Genomic DNA, 20,859 nt, shown 5'->3' with positions numbered 1-20,859 from the left:
CGCGCCGCGGCGCCGCCCGGCGGTTCCCGTAGGCTGGCGCCCGCTGTCACGAACGGGATCGAGGAGGAAGCACACGTGCTGAGCCGGAGGGAGCTCCTGCAGTCCGCGGCCGTCGCCGGGCCAGCGATGATGCTGGGAGGCGAGGCGGCGACGGGAACGGCGGCAGCGCAGAACGGGCGCGGCTCGAGCGGCGTCGCGGGGATGAACATGATCATGTTCATCACCGACCAGGACCGGGCGATCCAGCACTTCCCGCGCGACTGGGCGCAGAAGAACCTCCCGGGGCTGATGCGGCTGAAGAACCACGGCCTCACCTTCGAGAACGCGTTCTGCAACGCGTGCATGTGCTCGCCGTCGCGGGCCTCGCTGATGACGGGCTACTTCCCGGCCCAGCACGGCGTGAAGTACACGCTCGAAGAGGACATGCCCGACGACCAGTACCCCCAGGTGGAGATGCCCCTGGACTTCAAGAACATCGGCTCGGTCGCGGCGGCGGCGGGCTACAACGTCGTCTACAAGGGCAAGTGGCACCTCAACAAGCCGGTCAACGGCACGGACTTCACGCCGCAGGACGCCGCCCAGTACGGCTTCGGGCGCTGGAACCCGCCCGACGCGGGCGCCAACCAGGACATCACCGAGGAGGGCGGCGGGGTCTACGACGCCGACGGGCGCTACATGGACGGCGAGGGCGACGTCGCGGCGGGCGCGGAGGGCGTGCAGCAGTTCCTCAACACGGCGGCCGCCCAGCTGCAGCCGTTCCTGCTGATCGTCTCGCTCGTCAACCCGCACGACGTGCTGCTGTACCCGAAGACCTATCTCGACGGCGGCTACGACGACTCGTGGCTGGAGGGCGACATCGACCTGCCGCTGACGGTGGCCGAGGACCTGTCGACCAAGCCGACGGTGCAGGCGCAGTTCGTGCGCCTCTTCAACCTCACGGGGCGCCTGAACACCCCGGACATGAAGCGCAAGTACATCAACTTCTACGGCAACCTCATGAAGGCGTCGGACGCCTACCTCGTCGACGTGCTCAACACGCTGACGCGCCAGAACCTGCTGAACAGCACGCTGGTCATCCGTACGGCCGACCACGGCGAGATGGGCATGGCGCACGGCGGCATGCGCCAGAAGAACTTCAACTTCTACGAGGAGACGCTGCGCGTGCCGCTCGTCTACTCCAACCCGACGCTGTGGAAGCGCGCGACGACCTCGCAGGCGATGGTCTCCCACGTCGACTTCCTGCCGACGCTGGCGAGCCTGGTCGACGCGCCATCCTCCGCGCGCGACGACTGGCAGGGCGTCGACTACTCCGAGCACATCCTCAGGCGCACCGCGCCGCCGCCGCAGGACCACGTCGTCTTCACGTTCGACGACTACCAGTCCGGTCAGTCCGGCGGACTCTACGTCCGCCCGCCGCAGCACATCGTCAGCATCCGCGAGACGCGCTGGAAGCTCGCGGAGTACTACGACGCCGACGGCAAGATCCCCAGCCAGTGGGAGATGTACGACCTCAGGCACGACCCGCTGGAGCGCAAGAACCTCGCCTACGACGGCTACAACCGCACGCCGGCGCAGCAGAAGCAGTACCTGCGGCTGCGGCGCAAGCTCGCCAAGGTCAAGGCGCAGCGGCTGCAGCCGCTGCCGAACACGCCGCAGCCGCAATACCAGGGCGCGCCGGCGAAGACCGCGCCGATCGGCGCGCTCGACTGAGGACCGGGCCGCCACGAGCGAGCGGTGCGCGCACCACGGCGGGCCCGCACTCCCTCCGAACGGAGGTAGCCGTCCGGCCGCCCGGAGCTATCGTCGCGCCATGGCGCGAACGATGCGAGCCGCGGTCTACCACGGGCCCGCCGACGTTCGCATCGAGGAGGTCCAGGCGCCCGGATCCCCTGGCCCGGGCCAGCTGGTGGTGCGTGTGCTGCGCGCGGCGATCTGCGGCACGGACGCCGGCGAGTACCGCCACGGCCCCAAGCTGGTGCCGCTCGACGCGCCGCATCCGCACAGCGGCCATCAAGGCCCGCTGATCCTCGGCCACGAGTTCGTCGGAGAGGTCGTCGAGGTGGGCGACGGCGTCACGGCGTTCGAGCCCGGCGATCACGTCGTCACGGGTGCGGGAGTCTCCTGCGGGACATGCCCGCGGTGCCTGGAGGGCCGGACGAACCTGTGCGACGCCTACTTCACCCTGGGTCTGCACGTCGACGGTGGGCTGGCCGAGTTCGCGGTGACGCCGGCGAGCATCTGCTGCGCGATCCCCGAGGGGTGTCCTGCGGACGCGGCGGTGCTGAGCCAGCCGCTGGCCGTCGGCCTCCATGCGCTTCGGCGCGGTCGCGTCGGTCGCGACGACGCGCTCGCCGTGGTCGGCGTCGGCGGGATCGGAGCGATGGTGGTCGCGGGAGCGCACGCGCAGGGGGTGCGCATCATCGTCGCCATCGATCTCGACGACGAGCGGCTGGGCGCCGCCCGCGCGCTGGGGGCGACGCACGGGCTGCGGCCCGACGATGACGTTCTCGCCCAGCTGCAGCGAATCACCGGAGGCGCCGGACTCGACGTCATCGTCGAGGCCACGGGCGCGCCGCCGGCGCCGGCGCTGGCGCTGGGGGCGGTCCGCCGCGGCGGGCGGATCGTGATCGTCGGGCTTCAGGCGCGCCCGGTCGAGCTGGACCTCTTCGCCCTGGCGATGAACGAGATCGAGCTGATCGGCGCTCTCGCGCACGTCTTCGCCGATGACCTTCCGGCGGCGCTGGCGATCCTGGCCGGAAGCGATCTCGCGCAGCGCTGCGTCGATCGCACGGTCGGCCTCGACGACCTCGTCGATCGTGGTCTGGTGCCACTGGCCGAGGGGCGCGTCAACGGCAAGGTCGTGATCGATCCGTCGGCGCGCTGAGCCTGCGCGCGTGGCGCTCAGAGGTCGAAGTTGGCGCGCGGGTCGCCGGCGCGGCCGACGACGGTCCAGACCACGACCGCCGGCTCGTCGCCGATCGTCCAGAACCTGTGCGGCGTCGTCGAGTCGGCCACGATCGAGTCCCCGGGGCCCAGTTCGAAGCTGTCGAAGCCGATCGTGGCTCCGAGATGCCCGCTGATGACCAGTCCGTACTCCCGCCCGCTGTGGCGCATCAGCACATCGGGGGGACATGAGGCGCCGCCGACGCCGTAGGTGACGAAGAGGAAGTCCACGTCGGGGTCCGCTGTCGGAGTCAGCCGCTCCCAGCGCACTCCGCTGGCCAGGTCGACGCTCGGTCGATCGGCGTGGCGAAGGACGGTGCCGTCGGAGTCCTCCTGCCGTGCCGCATCCTCCGCGGGCTGCTCGGAGAACAGCTTGTCGACGGAGATCTGCAGCGTCGACACGATCGCGTAGAGCGTCCCCACCGACGGGTTCGCCTTGCCGTTCTCGATCTGCGAGATCAGGCTGGGCGAGACGCCGATGGTGCGCGCGAGCGAGCGCACGGACATCCCGCGCTCCTCGCGGACGGAGCGCAGACTCGTCCCGAACGACTCCGGCACGGCCGGAGCGGCTGCCCGATCCTCGGTGGAGGCCATCACCGTCTCATCTTGCACGCCGCGAGGACCGCTCGCGGACACGTGTCATCGTTGCGCAGGCGTACATGAGCTCAGGGATCCCTCGGAGACTACGGGTTCTCCGATGGGGCGACGGACCGGCTCTGCTCCGCTGGACGGACGTTCGACCTGGTCGTCGGCGCCGCGCAGGATCGCAAGGTCGCATCGGGCGTCATGTACCTCCGATCGGATGGTCTCCCGAGCCTGGGGCGACCGTATTGTCGGACGTCTGGGACGAAGGACAACCAACGGGATGGGGTCCCACTGACCCTGGTCGTCGACGTGATCGCGTCCGCGCTGCGGGCGGAGGGCGTGGAGATGCTGAGCTGCTATCCCACGACGCCCATGATCGACGCTGCCACGCGGGCGGGGATCCGACCGGTGGTGTGCCGGCAGGAACGGGTCGGCGTCGGGATCGCCGACGGCTACAGCCGCGTGACGGCCGGCGATGGGTTCGGCGTGTTCGCCATGCAGTTCGGTCCCGGGGCGGAGAACGCGTTCCCGGGTATCGCCAGCGCGTTCAGCGATGGGATTCCGATGCTGTTGCTGCCGCTGGGCAACAGCCTCGACCGCGCCCAGATGCGCCCGCTGTTCGATGCCGCCGCGGCGTATGCGCCGGTGACCACGTTCTACGAGGCGATCCGGCGACCGCAGGACACGGGCGAGGTCATGCGCCGGGCGGTGAACGCGCTGCGCAACGGCGTGCCGGGACCGGTCATGGTGGAGATCCCGGCCGATGTGGCGACGATGACCGTGCCCGATGGCGCTGCGACCTATGAGCCCGTCATCCGGGCGCGCTCCATGGCCGATCCCGCGTCGGTCGAGCGTGTCGCCGCGGCGTTGGGCGCGGCGCGACGGCCGCTGATCGTGGCGGGGCGCGGCGTGCTCGCCGCCGGCGCCGCGGGCGAGCTCGTCGGCCTCGCCGAGGAGCTGGGCCTGCCCGTCGTCACGACGCTCGGCGGCAAGAGCGCGATTGCGGAGACGCATCCGCTGTCGGTCGGAGTGGCGTCGGTGGTCGCCTCCGACCCGGTGGTCGACGTGCTCGGCGACGCCGATCTCGTGCTGGCGCTGGGGGCCAGCCTGACCCGCCATTTCCTCACAGCGCGTCTGCCCGCCTCCGCATCGATCGCCCAGCTCACACGGGATGCCCGGGATCTCAACAAGACCCGCCACATCGCTCATCCGCTGGTCGGCGACGCCGCCCTGGTGCTGCGGCAGCTGCGCCGGGCGGCTCGTGATGCCGGCATCGACGGCCCGGCGCGCGCGGCGGCCGTCGCCGAGCGGATCGCGAAGGCCCGCCGTTCATGGGACCGGCGCTGGGAGCCGAAGCTGAGATCCGACGAGGTGCCGATCACGCCCTACCGCGTCCTGTACGAGTTCATGGCGGCCACCGACCCGGACGCGACCGTGGTGACCCACGACTCCGGAAGCCCGCGCGACCAGATCGTGCCGTTCTATCGCTCGGGCGGCCCGAACACGTACCTGGGTTGGGGCAAGTCGCACGCCCTCGGCGCCGGGCTCGGCCTCATCATGGGCGCGAAGCTCGCTGCGCCCGACAGGTTCTGCGTGGCCTTCGTGGGCGACGCCGCCTTCGGGATGACGGGACTGGACATCGAGACGGCCCAGCGCGCCGGCGTCGCGATCGCCCTGGTGGTGCTCAACAACGCGACCATGGCGATCGAGATCCCGAACATGCTCGAGTCCCATGAGCGACATCGCGCCCGCGACATCGGCGGCGACTATGCCGGCATCGCTCGTGCACTCGGCGTCGAAGCGCTGCGGGTGCGGGAGCCCGGCGAGCTTCGGCCGGCCTTCGAGCAGGCGCAGCAGGTCACGGCGACGGGTCGGTGCATCGTGATCGAGGTGATCACGAGCGCGGAGACCGACTTCGCCAACCGGCGCGTGCTGTCGGAATGACGGGGTGGGGGCGCGGCGTCAGCCCGTGACGTTCCAGTCGCGGCCCTGATCTCCGAAGGCCTCGAAGCCGTTCGGGGTGACGGCCACCGTGTCCTCGAGCTTGATCAGCCCGAGCTCCGGGTCCCGCAGATCGGTCTCGATCGACAGGACCATGCCGGCCTCCAGCGGCCGGTCGGCGTGGTCGGCCGGGTAGGACACGACCCCGGTCGAGGTCAGCCGGGGCACCTCGTGGCTGACAAGCCCCATGCCGTGTGCGACGAAGTCCATGCCGCCGCCGTTCGCGCATGCCCGCTGCGCCGCATGCGCCGCCTCGAGGATGTCGCCTCCGCGCCGCCCCGGTGCGACGACGGCGCGCGCCGCCTCCTGGACATGGGCGACCTGCGCGAGCAGCTCCCGAGCACGCTCGGGCACATCGCCCATCCAACCCATGCGGGCCATGTCGCAGACGTACCCGTGGCGGCTGCCGCCCGAGTCCAGGCAGCACAGCTCGCCATGCTCCCAGCGCAGCGCCGCCGACGGCGTCCGGTTGTAGCTGGGGCCGGTGTTGACGAGGCAGTACTCGAAGCTCAGTCCGCGGCGTGACTCCTCGATGCGCATGAGGTCCGCGACCTCGGCGCGGGTCATGCCGGGACGGGCCTGGCCGAACACGGCGCGCATCGACCCGACGACGGCCTCGGCACCCTCACGCAGCTCGACGAGCTCGTCCGGGCGCTTGACCGCGCGCAGCTCCTCCAGGACGGCGAAGGCGTCCTGCAGCACGGCTCCGGGCAGCTCCGCGGCCAACGCGGCATGAGCGTCGTGGGGAAGGAAGGACTCCTCGACCGCGATGCGCGCGCGTGCCAGACCACGCTGCGCGAGCGCACGGCCCGCGAGCTCGGCGGACTGACGACTCGTCCACGCCGCGTTGGCGACGTCCACGACCCAGGGCGGCTCGAGCTCCTGCTGGCCGGCCTCCAGCGGGTTCCCGATCAGGAAGGCCCGGTCGGGCCGGCCGCGCACGTAGCCGACGATCGGCAGGTAACGGCTGACACCCATGACCGTGCCGTGGGCGAACAGGAAGAAGCGGTACCCGCCCAGCAGGTACTGCACGTTGTGCGGCGAGCACGCGAGCACGACGTCGATCTCCGCCTCGTCCATGAGACGGTCGAGCCGGGCCGCGTCGAAGGGAGGCCTCACGCGGGATCGTCGCGGCGGGTGTTCATCCGGTCGCGACGAACTCGGCGTACGCGCGGATCTGCTCCTCGGTTCCAGGAGCCAGCCGCATGAGCGACCCGAAGACGTTCGACCCGAGCTTGAAGCACAACCACGAGACCAGCTCGACGATCTCCTCGTCGGTGAAGTCCTCGCGCAGGAGATCGAACGTCCTGTCGTCGATCGACCGATGGTCCTCGAGCACCATCTGCGCGAACGTCACGGCGAGCGACTCACGGCGGTCGGCGTACTCGTCCCGTGGCTGCCCGAACGACGCGCACAGCCGGCACCCCGCGCCCTGCGCCAGCGCCCGCCGGCCCTCCTCCTTGAGCTCGTTGGGGAGCTTCGAGCTGGGCCCGAAGAACACCTTGTCGAGCCGGAACCATGCTTCGAGGATCTCCGGCCGGTGAGCCAGGATGCCGTAGAACGGATCCTGGGCGAGCTCGGCGAGCTGGCCGTCGAGGGTGGCGGTGTCGACCGCGGGGATACGGGGCATGGCCGGCAGGCCTCCTCGGTGGGTGCGGATTGTCTCGGGCATGCTCAGCTCGTCGGGCGCGTGGACGGTCGAACGCCGGTCATGCGGTGCGGATCACGCCGCCCTCGCCCCACGGGGTGATGACGACATCGCGCTCGGTGAAGCGCTCGGGCAGCTCGTCGACCATGTCCCACGTCGCCTCGAGTCGACCGAAGCCGACGCACACGGCCATGTTGACGCCGATCTCGACGATCTCGGGCTCGGTGAAGTACTCGCGCAGTCGGTCGTAGAACGCGTCGTCGATGCTGAGGTGGTCGGTCGCCAGCCGGTCCGCGTACTCCAGGACCAGCCGCTCGGCGTCCGTCAGGTCGCCGCTCTCCTCGGGCTTCTCCAGCGAGCACACCAGCGCCTCGGGGACCTCCTGCTCGGGCACGTACCGGACGGCCATGCAGCTGCGGCACTGGTTGTGGAACGCGATCCGCAGGCGCGCGAGCTCGTGCAGGCGATCGGGCAGGATCCGCTCGGTGCCGAACACGGCGCCGGTGAAGGCGAGAAACGCGGTCGCGAGCTCCGGCCGGTTGGCCCAGATGCGCAGGTTCAGGGGAGCGTCCGGGCCGAGGATCGGCGCAGCTTGCTCCGCGGGGACCGGGGACAGACGTGCCATCGGAGTCTCCTCGGAAGGTTCGCCGCGACGCTACGCGCGAGAACCGTGAAGAGGTACCTCCGTTCGGAGGTTCCCGCCCGATCACCCGGGATCTACCGTCGGCGTGGTGGGCCGCGCCGGCGGCCGATCTCATCACGGCCACGGGAGAGACAGCATGCCGAGAATGCAGGGCAAGGTCGCGTTCATCACCGGGGCCGCCCGTAGTCAGGGCCGCTCCCACGCGCTCACCTTGGCTCGCGAGGGCGCGGACGTCATCCTGTTCGATGTCGCGGCCCAGATCGACGGCGTGCCGTACGAGCTCGCAAGCCCGGAAGATCTGCAGCAGACGGCGTCGGCCGTCGAGGAGCTCGGCCGGCAGGCGCTCGTCGTTCAGGGAGATGTGCGCCGGTTCGAGGACCTCGCCCGGGCCGTCGACGAGGGCCTGGACCGGTTCGGACAGATCGATACGGCGGTGGCGAACGCCGGGATCTGGGTCATCGACCGGTTCTGGGAGCTGACCCCGGAGCGCTGGCAGACGGTCATCGACATCAACCTGACCGGCGTCTTCAACACCGCCCGTGCCGTCGTCGGCCACATGATGGAGCGCCGTCAGGGCTCCGTGGTTCTCATCGCCTCGGTCAACGGCCTCGAGGCGTCCGCGCGCTGCGCGCACTACGGCGCGACGAAGGCCGGCGTCATCAACCTGGCCAAGACGCTGGCCGTCGAGCTCGGGCCCTACAGCGTGCGCTGCAACGCGATCGCCCCCGGGCTGATCGACACCGTCATGAACAGCTGGCAGGGGGCGCTCGACTTCATGGCGGGCCGCGAAGGCGGCACCCAGGAGGACCGGCTGGCGGCGGCGCCACACTGGGGCAGCCTTCCCGAGAGCCTTGTTCCGCCGAGCTCGGTGAGCAACGCCGTCCTGTATCTCGCGTCCGACGAGGCTGCCCACGTGACCGGCATCACGCTCACCGTCGACGCCGGTCACTACGCATTGCCCGGCTTCAACACCGAGCCCGGCGAAGCGCCTGCCGTCTCGCCCTGAGCACGCGCGGCGGGGCGGTCAGGCGACGTCGAAGACGGTGCGGCTCTGCTCGCGCCCGAACTGGTGGAGGTACCACGGGCCGAAGCCGCCCTTGCCCGCCGACCCGCTGCCCTTCCAGCCCGACATCGTCTGGCTTCCCGGCCACACGCCCGTCGTCGCGCCGCCGGGGTTGTTCAGGAAGACGATGCCGGCCTCGATCTCGTCGAGGAAGCGCTCCCGTTCGCGTGGGTCGTTGCTGAAGATGCCCGCCGAGAGGCCGTAGCGGATCGCGTTGGCCTCGGCGAGCGCCTCGTCGAGGTCGCCGGCGCGGACGACCGAGACGATCGGGACGAACAGCTCGTCACGGGTCAGGGGGTGCGCGGACGGCAGGCGATCGACGAGCGTGAGCTCCACGAAGTGGCCGGGACCGCCGGCACTCCCGCCGCCCACGAGCACGCGGCCGTCCTGACGCGCCAGGGCGACCGACTCCTGGAAGCGCGCGACCGACGAGTCGCTGATGACGGGTCCCGTGAACGCCGATGCGTCGATGGGATCGGCGACGACCAGCTCGGACGTGATCGCGCACAGCCGCTCGATGAAGTCGTCGTAGACGCCATCGGTGACGATGGCGCGCGAGCACGCGTTGCACTTCTGCCCGGACATGCCGAATGCCGACCGGGCCACGGCGCGCGCGGCGGTGTCGAGGTCGCCGGCGGCGTCGGTGACGATCGCCGGGTTCTTGCCGCCCATCTCCGCGAGCACAGGGCGGACGAACGGCGGCCGTCCGAATCGCGCGACGAAGTCCAGGCCGACGTCGGCCGAGCCCGTGAAGGCGATGCCGTCCACCGCGGCGCCGGCGAGCGCCTGTCCGGTCTCCGAGCCGCCCTGCACGAGGTTCAGGACCCCGGTCGGCAGCCCGACGCCGTCGAACAGCTGCGCGAACGCCTGTCCACAGGCGGGCGTCAGCGGCGACGGCTTGAAGACGACGGTGTTGCCCATGATCAGCGCCGCGGCCGTCATCCCGAAGGAGATCGCGAGCGGGAAGTTGAACGGTGAGATGACGCCGAAGACGCCGTACGGCAGCAGGACCACGTCGGCGTGGGACGTCGGCGACGGCGGGCGATGCGCGACGACGAACCCTTCGGCGGCCGTGACCTGGTTGCAGTACAGCTCGACGATCGCCGCACACTCGGCGACCTCGGCGAAGGCGTCGGCGCGCGTCTTGCCCGTCTCGAGCGTGAGAAGCGCCGCGAGCTCCACATGGCGGCGTTCGATCGCCTGCAGGGTCCGGCGCAGGATCTCGGCGCGCTGGTGGTAGTCCGTTCGCCGCCAGTCCGGCAGGGCTTCGCGTGCGGCGGCCACCGCCCGGTCGACGAGCTCGCCATCGGCCAGCCGTCCACGGCTGACGACGCGGGACGCGTCCGAAGGATCGGCACGGTCGAACGCGGGCCCGCTGTCGATCTCCTGTCCGGCGATGTGATGACCACACGCTCGGGGGCTCCCGGCCTCGCGCAGCCGCGTCAGCTCCCGCTCGTATGCGCGGCTCTTCTCGTCATCCCCGAGGCCCTGGGTGTAGACGGTCGCATAGGTGATGCTCGACACCGCTCACCCTCCTTCCTGGTCACCTCCAGTCTGGAGGCGCCGCACGGGCGTTGGCAATTGGGAACCGGGACCAAGTGTGACGAGATGATTGTGGCGCCGGCCCAACCCCCCGCGTGGGCGCGCGAAACGCGCCAAATGCCATGCGCCGACTTTGTGTCCGGCGCCAATTGATGGGCCCGAAGCGCCGATCTAACGTCGGCCGGGATGTTGACGCAGCGCGCACGGGATCCGCGCGAACGCGCCCGCCGGGTGCTGCCCGGGGGGTACGGTCGCTCGTCGTACATGGTGGGGCCTGGCGCGCCCTACGCGATCCGGGGCGAGGGTTGTCGCCTCTGGGATGACACCGGGCGCGTCGTCATCGACTGCAACAACAACTTCGCGTCGCTCATCCACGGCCACGCGCACCCGGCCATCGTGGCGGCGGCGTTCCGGGCGATCGAGGACGGCAGCGCGTTCGGCCTACCGAACGAGCGCGAGCTCGACCACGCCGAGACGCTGCTGGAGCGACTCCCGAATGCGGACGCCGTCCGGTACGTCAACTCCGGGACCGAGGCGGTCATGACCGCGTTGCGGATCGCGCGCGCACATACCGGGCGATCTCGGTGCATCCTCACCGATCGGGCCTACCACGGCTTCTCCGACATCGCGCTGGCGACCGGCGACGAGCGCTCGCGACGCGGTCTGCCACCCGGCGTGATGCGCGACACCATCCTGCTCGGCCACAACGACACCGCAGCGCTGATCGACACGATCGAGCGCAAGGGCGCGGACGTCGCCGCCGTCCTCATCGACCTCATGCCCAACCGGCCGGGCCTGCTGCCCGCCGAGCCCGAGCACGTGCGGACCCTCGTGCAGCTGTGTCACGCCCACGGCATCGTGATCGTCGTCGATGAGGTCATCTCGTTCCGCCTCGGTCCGACCGGGCGCAGCCCGCTCTACGGACTCGAGCCCGATCTCGTCATCCTCGGCAAGCTCATCGGGGGCGGGTTCCCCGTCGGCGCGGTCGCCGGCCGGGGCGAGATCATGCACGAGCTCGACCCGCGCCGGGCCACCGGACTCGACCACGGCGGCACCTTCTCGGGCAATCCCGTCACGATGGCCGCGGGCCTCGCGGCGCTCGACCTCTTCGACGACGCGGAGATCCGGCGGCTCAACGAGCTCGGCGACCGGGTTCGCGGGTCGCTCGAGGCCCCGCTCGCCGCAGCGGGGTGGGAGGTGCGCGGCTCGGGGTCGCTCCTGCGACCGTGGCCCGTCGCGCCCGGCGACGACCGCGCCACGATCTACCGGGCGCTGTGGTGGGCGGCATACCGCCGGGGCCTGCTCCTCAACCCCACCGGTCTCGTGGCGCTGTCGACACCGATGGAGCAGGCGGTGGCCGACGAGATCGTCGACGTCATCAGCTCCGCGGTGGACGACGTGGCCACCGGATGGCGGCCGCCCGCCGACGGGGGCCGCGTCGAACCCGCCGGGCGCTCATCTCGGGCGCGATGAGCTCGGCGTCGCACCCGCTGCGCGCTCATCTCGGGCGCGATGAGCTCGGCGTCGCACCCGCCGGGCGCTCATCTCGGGCGCGATGAGCTCGGCAGCTCGTCCGGCCGGTAGAGACCGGGGGGCAGGCTGCGCAGCGGCCCGATCGCGTTGACGGCCCGTGCGGCGGTGCTCGGGTAGGGATCGCCGAAGAAGGTTCCGGACGCCGACGCCTCGACATTGCTGTCGCCCTCGATGCGCAGGGTGGCGGCTTCCTCGACGCCGTCGCGCGCCGGATCGAGGCAGAAGATCGCGATCCACTCGATCTCGGCCAGGACATCGCCGCCGCGCCGGCCGATCGACCGCCTGCGAAAGCCCATGGTCCGTCCGGGCGCGACACGGCGTCCGCCGTGCTCGCGCACGTTCGGCGCCGGCAGCGCCTCGTGCAGGTCCTCGGTCCGATCGAAGCGCAGGTCGAGTGCCTCGGCGACCAGCGCGAGCGACTCGTCGAGCGACAGCGCCCGGTTGCCGCGCACCTCCTCGGGCGGTCGTCCGAGGCCGACCTCCCCGTCGAGCGCCCCCGCGCCCCAGTGCCGGATGTCGCCGACCCGGCGGGCGTGCAGGCGGTCGACCCGGCCCACCATGCTGCCCCATACGGCGGGCAGGGCGTCGAGCAGGAAGCCGGGGTTGACGCCGGTCCCCACGACACGCGCTCCGCCGTCGCGGGCGCGCCCGTGCAGCGCCGCGGCGCCCTCGGCGCCGAGCGCGGTGGGCGGGTGCACGAGGCCCGCGACGGTGATCGCGTCCTTGCCCGCGTCGGCGCACCGCCCGAGCAGCGAGGCGACCTCCGGCGGCGTGCCGATGCCGGCGTGGAGCACGACGTCGACGTCCGGGCGGGCGAGGACCCCCTCGAGGTCGCACGTGACCTCGACCCCCAGGGGGGCACCGACCGTGACCGCGCCGAGGTCGGCGCCCTCCTTGGCCTTCGTGGCGGCGATGCCCGCGACGACGCGCACGTCCGGACGCAGCCCGCACGCACGCACGATCTCGGTCCCCGCGCGCCCGGTGCCGTAGACGGCGACACCCACGGGAGCCGCGCCGGTCATACCCGTTCGCGCGCCTCGAACCGGTCGGGTGAGAACGCCACGGCCTCGTGTGCGGAGCGCGGCTCGCCGTCGAGGATCCAGTCGGCGGCGATCCGTCCCGCCGCGGGGGACATGTAGACGCCCACGCCGTCGAGCCCGCACAGGGCGTGGATGCCATCCCGGCCAGGACAGGGCCCGATGATGAAGCGCTCGTCCACGCTGTTGGGGTAGAGGCCCGCCCAGCCGCCCTCGAATCCGATGCCGGCGAGACCCGGCATCCGGTCGACGAGCAGCGGGATCAGCGCGTCGATGAAGGCCGCATCGGCGCCGCCGTGGAAGTCGTCGGGGTCAGCCGCCTGCTCGAGGCGCTCGTTGCTGTGCAGGCCGGCGATGAGCTGCCGTTCGCCCTCGGGGCGCAGATACAGCCCGACCTCGCCGCTGCCCGCCACGTAGTCCATGACCGACGGCAGCTCGTAGGCCAGCGGGGCGTCGAGGCGCATCACGCATGCCTGGTGGCGCTCGGCGACGATCTGCACGGGAGCGCCGAGCAGCGCGCCGACCGCGGGGGCCCAGGCGCCCGCCGCGTTGAGGACGACGTCGCACTCCAGCCGGCCTCGGGACGTCGTCAGACGGTGCCGGCCCCCGGGGAGCTCGTCGTAGCCCGTGAGCTCATGACGCGCAAGGATCCGTGCGCCGCGGGCCTGGGCCTGCTCCGCGTACGCCATGCACAGCTGCTGGCCGTCGAGGTAGCCGTCGGTGGGGCCGAACAGGCCGCCGGACACGTCGTCGCAACGGAGGTCCGGCACAAGCCGCTGCACCTCCCGCCGATCGACGGCCTGCGCGTCGGTCGCGCCGAGCTCGTGCTGCAGCGCGGCGCCGCGCACGAACTCGTCCATCGTGGCCTCGTCGTGCGCAAGGCGCAGGAACCCGTTGCGGCGCATGACCAACCCGGCGTCGCGCTCGAGCTGACACAGGCGCTCGTAGGACTCGACGCGCAACGCGATGTCCATTCGCTCGGTGTACTGCCGGGTGAAGACCCCGGCCGACAGCGACGAGGACCCGGACGCCACGTGCCCGCGGTCGATGACCGTGACGTCGGGGCATGCGCGCTCGACGAGGCAGAGCGCCGCGCTCAACCCTGCCGCTCCCGCGCCGACGACGACGACGCTCGGCCCGGTCACGAGGACGCGCTCCTCCCGGCCTATCCGGCGGCGCCGACGGTGACGAGCAGGCGGCCTCCGTCGAGGACGTCGACCTCATCGCCGGGATTGATGACCAGGGTGGTGTTGGGCGACTCGACGATCGCCTGGCCACGGATGGTCGCGTTCGGTGCGAGCCTGCTCATCGTGTAGACCGGCGTGGCGACCTTCTCGCCGAACTCGGGGAAGTACGCCTCGCGTTCTCCCGTCAGCGCCGCCTGTCCGGCCGCCATGGGGTCGTCGGCGGCAGCCGCGGCCGGCCTGGGCACGCGAGGGGACTCCGCGATGGCGGCCAGGCGCCAGTGGAGGAACTCCACCGGAACGTCGGGGAGCGAGTAGGTGAACTGGCTCTCGTGCTCGCCGTGAAACGTCGACAGGATGGTCTCGAGCTGCTCGGGTCCGTAGTGCTCGTCGCCGGGGATGGGGATGGTCAGCTCGTGGATCTGGTTGCGATAGCGGGCATCGACGGAGCGCTCGAGGTGGATCTGCTCATCCCGGAAGCCGTCGCGACGCAGCCGCTCGCGGGCCTTGCCCTCGAGCTGCGCGAACGGGGCGTCGAACGCCGAGATGTCCATGTCGTTGGACAGCGCGTGATGCGACAGCGTGTAGTCGTGACGCACGTCGGTGACGGTCATGCCGAACGCGCAGAAGGTCGAGGCCTCGGGCGGGATCATGACCTGGCGCATGCCCAGCTGCCGGGCGAGTCTGGCCGCGTGCAGGCCGCCGGCGCCGCCGCCCGAGACCAGCATGTACCCGCGGGGATCGATGCCGCGCTCGACGGACACGGAGCGAATCCCGCCGACCATGTTCGCGTTGACCACCTCGATGATCCCCGCCGCGCCGTGGATCGCGTCCAGTCCCAGCGGGTCCCCGACCCCGGACGCCACGGCGCTGGTCGCGAGATCCTCTCGAAGCGTCCGCCGGCCGCCCAGGAACGCCGTGGGTGACAGGTAGCCGAGGACGACGTTGGCATCCGTGACGGTGGGCTGCTCGCCGCCGGCGCCGTAGCACGCGGGTCCCGGCCTGGCCCCGGCGCTCTGCGGCCCGACCCGCAGCGCGCCGCCGGTGTCGATCCAGGCGATGCTGCCGCCGCCGGCGCCGATGGACTGCACCTCGACGCCCGAGACGCCGATGGGCTGGAACTCGACCTGGATCGAGCGCGACATGGTGGGCCGGCCCTCGCGGATGAGGCAGACGTCGAAGCTGGTCCCGCCCATGTCGATGGTGATGACGTTGGCGGCGCCCTGCGCCGCCGCCCCGTTGGAGCGACCGTTGGTACCCGGCGCCAGGTGAAACGCCGCGGCCGCCGGCGCCGCGGCCGGGCCCGAGCCCAGCGTGTTGACCGGCCGCTGCATGATCTCCTCCACCGACGCGCAGCCGCCGTTGATCTGCATGTACTGCGCAGGATGCGCAAGGCGCTTCTCGTCGAGGAAGCCTTCGAGCCGGCGCAGGTAGTCGCCGATCTTCGGCAGCACGTAGGCGCTCAGGACCGTCGCCGACGTGCGCTCCCATTCGCGGATCTCCCGCAGGACGTCCTTCGAGCAGAGCACGTCGACGCCCGGCAGCTCCTCGCGCAGGATCTCGGCCGCCCGGTCCTCGTGGGTGCCGTTGACGACGGACCACAGGAAGGCCACGGCGATGGCCTTGACGCCCGTCTCCCGGAAGTGGGCGGCCGCCGATCGCACCGCGCCCTCGTCCAGCTCGACGAGAACGTCGCCGTCGACGTTGATGCGCTCGGGCACGTCGAGCCGGAGGTAGCGATCGACGAAGTCGTCCGGGCGTTTGAGATGGACGTTGAAGCGCTCGGGCTTGAAGCCGTCGCGGAACAGCAGGACGTCGCGGAAGCCCTGCGTGCACAGCAGCCCGGCGGGACCTCCGTCGCGCTGGATCAGCGTGTTCGTCGCGATGGTGGACCCGTGGACGAACGCCTCGCTCGCCTCGAGCAGCGCCTCCAGCGAGGTCCCGAGATGGTCGGAGACGGCCCGGAGACCCTCCTCGATCGCTTCCATGGGATCGTCGGGGGTCGAGTCCTCCTTCCACAGGGTGACCTCGCCGTCATCGTCGATGATGACGAAGTCCGTGAACGTCCCGCCGATGTCGATGCCGACGCGGTATCCCATGCGAGCTCCTTCCGTGTCGCTCAGGCGACGGTCGGGTTGAGCAGGTATTCGTCGCCCTCGCGCATGTCGCGCTCCAGCCAGGTCGACGCCGCGGGGGCCGTCGGCTCGACCATGGGGCGCTCGACCTTCGCGAGCTCGGCCCGGCGGGCCTCCGTCGCCGCCACGTCGATGACGGGGTCCCAGTCGTCGGACAGCACCACCCCGCAGACCGCCGCCGCGGTCTCGCGCGTGACGAGGCCGTCCCGGACGTCCCGGCGCACCTGCTCGGGATCGCGGTCGATCGGATTGCCGTAGCCGCCGCCTCCGGTGGAGACGCCGACGCGCACCTCGCCCGGCCCGACGAGGTAGTGGCCGGTGGCCGAGACATACCGCCGGCGGCCCGTGGACTCGACCTCGACGTACTGGCCGCCGCCGATGCCCATCGTGCCCCCCAGCACGCCGTGCGGCGGGTTCTGCTGGCCGTCGCCGAACGTGACCACCTCGGCAGAGCCGGCGATGGGGCGCAGTACCCAGCGAACGCCGGGACCGCCGATCCACTCCCCCATCCCCATCGAGTCGGGCTCGGCCTCCATCTCCAGCGCCAGCAGCGGATACAGCAGCTCGAGCTGCTCGATGACCAGGGACTTGAGGCCGCCCATCGCGGCCAGCGTCGCGAGGATGGGCCAGCCGTCCGTGCCCTTGCATGCGCCCGCGCCGCCGCCGTTGTTGAAGAACATCGCGGCCCACGGCTCGCCCGTGCGCTCGTCGATCCCGGCCCAGTTGGGCATGTTGGCGGCGCGCGCCCCACCCGCGACGACCTTGTCCGGGACGGCCGCCGCCATCGCCTTGTTGACGACGTCGTGCATCGTGTCGGTCGGGCAGGTGGTCGCACAGCAGGTGGCCGCCGGGTACGTCGCGTTGCAGATCGTGCCCTCGGGCGCGTACGCGTCGATGTGCTTGAAGCAGCCGTGGTTGTGCGGGATGTCCGGATCGATGTAGTACATGAACGGGATCGCCGCCGCGCCCTGTGAGGTCGCGAACGTCCCGTTGACGCCGCTGGGCGACTGCGGTCCGCTGCCGGTGTAGTCGACGCGCACCATGTCGTCGTCGACGGTGACGCTCACCCTGATCGGGATGTTCACGGAGTCGGCGCCGTCGCTGTCGGCCCATGCTTCGGCGGTGTAGGTCCCGTCCGGGATCGCCCGGACCTCCTCGGCCATCCGCCGGTCCGCGTAGTCGATGATGTGGTCGACGTATGTGAGCACCTCGTCGGCGCCGTAATCGGAGACCAGCTCCTCGAGGCGCGCCCGCCCCTTGCCGATCGAGCCGAGCTGGGCGAGCAGGTCGCCGTGCAGCAGGTCCCGGTAGCGCAGGTTCGTCAGGTACAGATCGATGACGTCCTCGCGTGGCTTGCCGCGGTCGTAGATCTTCAGCGGGGGGATGTGCAGCCCCTCCTGCCACACGTTCTTCGCGCCGGGCACGATGCTCGACGGCGCAATGGCGCCGACGTCGAGCTGGTGGCCCTTGGTGACCGACCAGAACAGGTGCCGTCCCTCCGCGAACACCGGCTCGGCCGTCACCACGTCGCCGACGTGCGTGTTCCCGCGGTAGGGGGCGTTGCACATGAAGATGTCGCCCTCGTGCACATCACCCTCGAACGCCCGATGCATCTCGGCCAGGACGAGGTGCATGGACGTCGTGTGGATGGGCAGCGCATCGAACATGCAGATCTGGCGCGGCACGGCGTCGTAGATCGCGCAGGAGTAGTCGCGGGCGAGCGCCAGGATCGACGTCCACGCCGTGTACTCCAGCGTGAGCGTCATCTCGTTGGCGATGTTGTTGAACCGGCTCAGCATCACGCTGAACGTGATGGGGTCGTAGTCGGCACCGCGGGCGGTCTGGGCCACGGGGGCGGTCATCACACGTCCTCTCCTGGTCGCACGGCAGAAATGTAGACACGGCTGCCGGAGGTCCGGAATGGGTCCGGCACACAAACCCGGGGCACCGGGTTGGCTGCCGTGCCATCGGCCGAGCGCTACGCTCGCAAACGCCATGGGTCCGCGCCGAGCCATGACGATCCGGGATCTGGTCGAGACCCCATCGCTGCAGCTGCGCACGATCGCCGGAGCCGGAGGACTCGACCGGCCGCTCCTGTGGACCCACGTGTCCGAGCTCGACGATCCGGCGCCGTGGCTCGACGGTGGCGAGCTGCTCATGACCAACGGTCTCGGCCTGCCCGCCGACGGCTCGGCTCAGGCCCGGCTCGTGGAGCGGCTCGACGAGCGTCACGCCGCCGCGCTGGGCATCGGCGTCCGCGGACCGCAGCTGCGGGCCGAGATGCTCGCCGAGGCCGACGACCGGGACTTCCCGCTGCTGCACGTCCCGGTCGAGGTCCCGTTCCTGTCGATCGCCCGGATGGTGGCCGACGCGAACCAGGACAGCGCGATGCAGCGCCTGCTGACGCACGTGCGGATCTTCGACACGCTGCGATCCGACGCCCACGTCAAGGGCCCGCACGCGATCTTCGAGCGTCTCGAGGAGATCTCGGGGTACGACGTCTACCTGGTCTCGGTGATCGGCGCGCCGCTGATCAGCGGCTTCCGGCGGCCGCCTCAGGAGGTCGTCGATGCACTCGGCGGCGACGAGTTCACGTCGATCACCGGCAATCCCGCCGTTCCCGGCGGATACGCGGTTCGGGTGCCGCTCGAGCAGCGGCCCGGGACGTTCGTCGTCGCGCTCGAGCGTGAGGGCGTGGCGCCGGCCGGTCTCGGCGCCGTCCACCACATCGCGACGATCGCTGCCCTCGAGCTCACCCAGCTGTACTACGAGCGTGAGGCGCAACGCCGCAGGGGGGCGGAGACGCTCGCGAAGCTGTTCGCCGGTCGCCTGGAGTCCGCAGGCGTCGAGGATGCGCTCGCCGAGGCGGGCTTCGCCCCCGGTGCTCCACTTGCCGTCGCTGCGCTTCGCGCCGTGGACGGCGATCTGCGCGACGACGAGCTCCATCACCGGCTGTGCGATCTGGAGCTCCCGCACATGCTCCTCGTCGACCGTGACCTGTTCGCGCTGCTGCCCGCTGAGCCCGAGGTGCTGACCGAGGCTCTCGACGGACTCGGCCTTCGTGCCGGGATCAGCGGCGAGCGGGACGGCGTGCAGGGCCTGTCGGTCGCGCGCAAGGAGGCCATGTGGGCCCTCGAGCGAGCGATCGCCGACGACGACGGAGGCGGTGCCGTCCGGACCTTCCCGCGCTCGGACTCCTCGCTGCACTGGCTGCCGACGGACATCGGGACGCTGGAGAGCCTCGTCGAGGAGATCCTCGCGCCGGTGATCGTCTACGACGCGGAGCATGGCAGCGCCATGCTGCAGTCGCTGCGGGTGTTCTTCGAGCATGACCGCCGGCTGCAGACCGCCGCCGCGGAGCTGCATGTGCACAAGCACACGCTGTCGTACCGCTTGAGCCGGGTCGAGCAGATCACGGGACGCGACCTGTCGAGCATGGCCGACATGGTGCAGCTGTGGCTGGCGCTCCAGGCCTACGCGATCGTCGGCTCGGACGTGATGCCCGCGTTCCCGGGCCGCTCCGATCGCTGAGCCGCTTCACGCGCGCGGCCCTCAGCCCGTGAACCCGACGGCTTCGGCCGTGCTCACGCCGAGCCGGCTCCGGATGTTCGAGGCGATCGACTGGGCGCTGGGCAGGAACGCGTCCTCGAGCGTGGGGCTGTACGGGATGGGGGTGTCGGCCGTGGCGATCCGGTAGGCGTCGTCGATGTGCTCCAGCGCGTTCTCGATCGCCAGCGACAGGATCTCGCCCGCCCAGCCGCCCGTCATCGGACCTTCCTCGACCACGACGAGCCGGTTCGTCCTGGCCAGGGACTCCAGCACCGTGCCACTGTCGAGGGGACGCAGCGTGCGCAGGTCGATGACCTCGGCCTCGATGCCCGACTCGGCGAGCAGCTCGGCCGCGGCCAGGCAGTCGTGGACGCCCTTCATCGCCGACACGATCGTCACGTCGCCGCCCGTCCTGCGGACGGCGGCGACGCCGATCTCGGCGGGCTCCGCGGCGGGGGCGTCGTCCTTGAGCGAGTACAGGCGCTTGTGCTCGAGGAAGAGGACCGGGTTGTCGTCGCGGATCGCCGCCTTGAGCAGCGCCTTGGCGTCACCCGGTGTCGACGGAGCGACCACCTTGAGGCCCGGCACGTTCGTGAACCAGGAAGCGGGGTTCTGCGAGTGGATGGCCCCGAACCGGCCGCCCGCGCCGATGGCGGATCGCACGACGAGCGGCACGCTGGCCTGCTCGTTGGACAGGTACCAGTACTTGGCCGCCTGGTTGACGAGGCTGTCCATCGCCAGCGGCAGGAAGTCGCCGAACATGATCTCGATGACCGGACGGGCCCCGCACACGGCGCTGCCGAAGGCTGCGCCGGCCAGGGCCAGCTCCGAGATGGGCGTGTCGAAGACGCGGTCGGAGCCGTGGGCCTCCTGCAGCCCGGGGGTGACGGCGAACACGCCGCCCGGCCGGGCCACGTCCTCGCCGAAGAAGATCACGCGCTCGTCTCGGGCGAGCTCTTCGTCCAGGGCGTCGCGGATGGCTTGGCGGAACTCCAT

16 protein-coding genes are annotated in these 20,859 nt (G+C 71.2%); 6 read left to right on the top strand and 10 right to left on the bottom strand.

Translation table 11 applies throughout. From position 1 onward, the window contains the following. Nucleotides 1-75 precede the first annotated feature (75 nt). Nucleotides 76-1,710 carry a sulfatase-like hydrolase/transferase gene (locus DSM104329_RS27280; RefSeq protein ID WP_259313025.1) on the top strand — a complete coding sequence of 545 codons (1,635 nt, stop codon included), beginning with the start codon at nt 76-78 and terminating at the stop codon, nt 1,708-1,710. A gap of 100 nt (nt 1,711-1,810) precedes the next feature. Beyond that, nucleotides 1,811-2,884: a zinc-dependent alcohol dehydrogenase gene (locus DSM104329_RS27275; RefSeq protein ID WP_259313024.1), complete on the top strand. Its 1,074-nt coding sequence runs from the start codon at nt 1,811-1,813 to the stop codon at nt 2,882-2,884. A gap of 17 nt (nt 2,885-2,901) precedes the next feature. Here DSM104329_RS27275 and DSM104329_RS27270 read toward each other — a convergent pair whose 3' ends face one another. Then, nucleotides 2,902-3,537 (bottom strand): helix-turn-helix domain-containing protein, encoded by a 636-nt coding sequence (locus tag DSM104329_RS27270; protein ID WP_259313023.1) that lies wholly within the window; start codon nt 3,535-3,537, stop codon nt 2,902-2,904. A 300-nt stretch (nt 3,538-3,837) separates the two neighbouring features. Between DSM104329_RS27270 and DSM104329_RS27265 the strand changes: the two genes are divergently transcribed. Then, the gene (locus DSM104329_RS27265; protein WP_259313022.1) at nt 3,838-5,472 is read left to right on the top strand and encodes a thiamine pyrophosphate-requiring protein; all 1,635 of its coding nucleotides are present in this window, start codon (nt 3,838-3,840) and stop codon (nt 5,470-5,472) included. A gap of 18 nt (nt 5,473-5,490) precedes the next feature. On the opposite strand, the gene DSM104329_RS27260 is transcribed toward DSM104329_RS27265, so the two are convergent. The 3 genes from DSM104329_RS27260 to DSM104329_RS27250 form a co-directional block, all read right to left on the bottom strand. After that, a complete protein-coding gene (locus DSM104329_RS27260) occupies nt 5,491-6,648 on the bottom strand; it encodes a M24 family metallopeptidase (RefSeq protein WP_259313021.1) in 1,158 nt (385 codons plus the stop codon). A gap of 22 nt (nt 6,649-6,670) precedes the next feature. Continuing rightward, nucleotides 6,671-7,159: a carboxymuconolactone decarboxylase family protein gene (locus DSM104329_RS27255; protein ID WP_259313020.1), complete on the bottom strand. Its 489-nt coding sequence runs from the start codon at nt 7,157-7,159 to the stop codon at nt 6,671-6,673. 79 nt (nt 7,160-7,238) lie between these two features. Next, complete coding sequence (locus DSM104329_RS27250; RefSeq protein ID WP_259313019.1) at nt 7,239-7,802, bottom strand: carboxymuconolactone decarboxylase family protein; 564 nt, start codon at nt 7,800-7,802, stop codon at nt 7,239-7,241. 154 nt (nt 7,803-7,956) lie between these two features. Here DSM104329_RS27250 and DSM104329_RS27245 point away from each other — a divergent pair, with 154 nt between their 5' ends. After that, complete coding sequence (locus DSM104329_RS27245; protein ID WP_259313018.1) at nt 7,957-8,826, top strand: mycofactocin-coupled SDR family oxidoreductase; 870 nt, start codon at nt 7,957-7,959, stop codon at nt 8,824-8,826. Nucleotides 8,827-8,844: 18 nt separating this feature from the next. Here the strand turns inward: DSM104329_RS27245 and DSM104329_RS27240 are convergent, their stop codons facing one another. Then, nucleotides 8,845-10,407, bottom strand: a complete 1,563-nt coding sequence (locus DSM104329_RS27240) for an aldehyde dehydrogenase family protein (protein WP_259313017.1) — start codon at nt 10,405-10,407, stop codon at nt 8,845-8,847. A 282-nt stretch (nt 10,408-10,689) separates the two neighbouring features. Here DSM104329_RS27240 and DSM104329_RS27235 point away from each other — a divergent pair, with 282 nt between their 5' ends. Next, nucleotides 10,690-11,898: an aspartate aminotransferase family protein gene (locus DSM104329_RS27235; protein WP_259313016.1), complete on the top strand. Its 1,209-nt coding sequence runs from the start codon at nt 10,690-10,692 to the stop codon at nt 11,896-11,898. 68 nt (nt 11,899-11,966) lie between these two features. Here DSM104329_RS27235 and DSM104329_RS27230 read toward each other — a convergent pair whose 3' ends face one another. From DSM104329_RS27230 to DSM104329_RS27215, 4 genes are read right to left on the bottom strand one after another with little or no spacing between them, the layout of a single operon-like run. Beyond that, complete coding sequence (locus DSM104329_RS27230; protein ID WP_259313015.1) at nt 11,967-12,962, bottom strand: hypothetical protein; 996 nt, start codon at nt 12,960-12,962, stop codon at nt 11,967-11,969. A gap of 14 nt (nt 12,963-12,976) precedes the next feature. Then, entirely contained in the window at nt 12,977-14,140 is a 1,164-nt protein-coding gene (locus tag DSM104329_RS27225; protein ID WP_259313014.1) for an NAD(P)/FAD-dependent oxidoreductase, read from the bottom strand. A 20-nt stretch (nt 14,141-14,160) separates the two neighbouring features. Further along, nucleotides 14,161-16,278 carry a hydantoinase/oxoprolinase family protein gene (locus DSM104329_RS27220; protein WP_259313013.1) on the bottom strand — a complete coding sequence of 706 codons (2,118 nt, stop codon included), beginning with the start codon at nt 16,276-16,278 and terminating at the stop codon, nt 14,161-14,163. Nucleotides 16,279-16,298: 20 nt separating this feature from the next. Then, on the bottom strand, nt 16,299-18,176 hold the full coding sequence (locus tag DSM104329_RS27215) for a hydantoinase B/oxoprolinase family protein (RefSeq protein WP_259313012.1): 1,878 nt from the start codon (nt 18,174-18,176) through the stop codon (nt 16,299-16,301). Between the two features lie 133 nt (nt 18,177-18,309). On the opposite strand from DSM104329_RS27215, the gene DSM104329_RS27210 reads away from it, so the two are divergent. Beyond that, nucleotides 18,310-19,845: a PucR family transcriptional regulator gene (locus DSM104329_RS27210; protein WP_259313011.1), complete on the top strand. Its 1,536-nt coding sequence runs from the start codon at nt 18,310-18,312 to the stop codon at nt 19,843-19,845. Between the two features lie 21 nt (nt 19,846-19,866). On the opposite strand, the gene DSM104329_RS27205 is transcribed toward DSM104329_RS27210, so the two are convergent. Continuing rightward, complete coding sequence (locus DSM104329_RS27205; RefSeq protein WP_259313010.1) at nt 19,867-20,859, bottom strand: alpha-ketoacid dehydrogenase subunit beta; 993 nt, start codon at nt 20,857-20,859, stop codon at nt 19,867-19,869.

Origin of the sequence: Capillimicrobium parvum (genome assembly GCF_021172045.1) — a bacterium.
Taxonomy (GTDB): domain Bacteria; phylum Actinomycetota; class Thermoleophilia; order Solirubrobacterales; family Solirubrobacteraceae; genus Capillimicrobium; species Capillimicrobium parvum.
The sequence above is the reverse complement of the archived record's forward strand: the minus strand, read 5'-3'. Positions and strand labels throughout refer to the sequence as shown.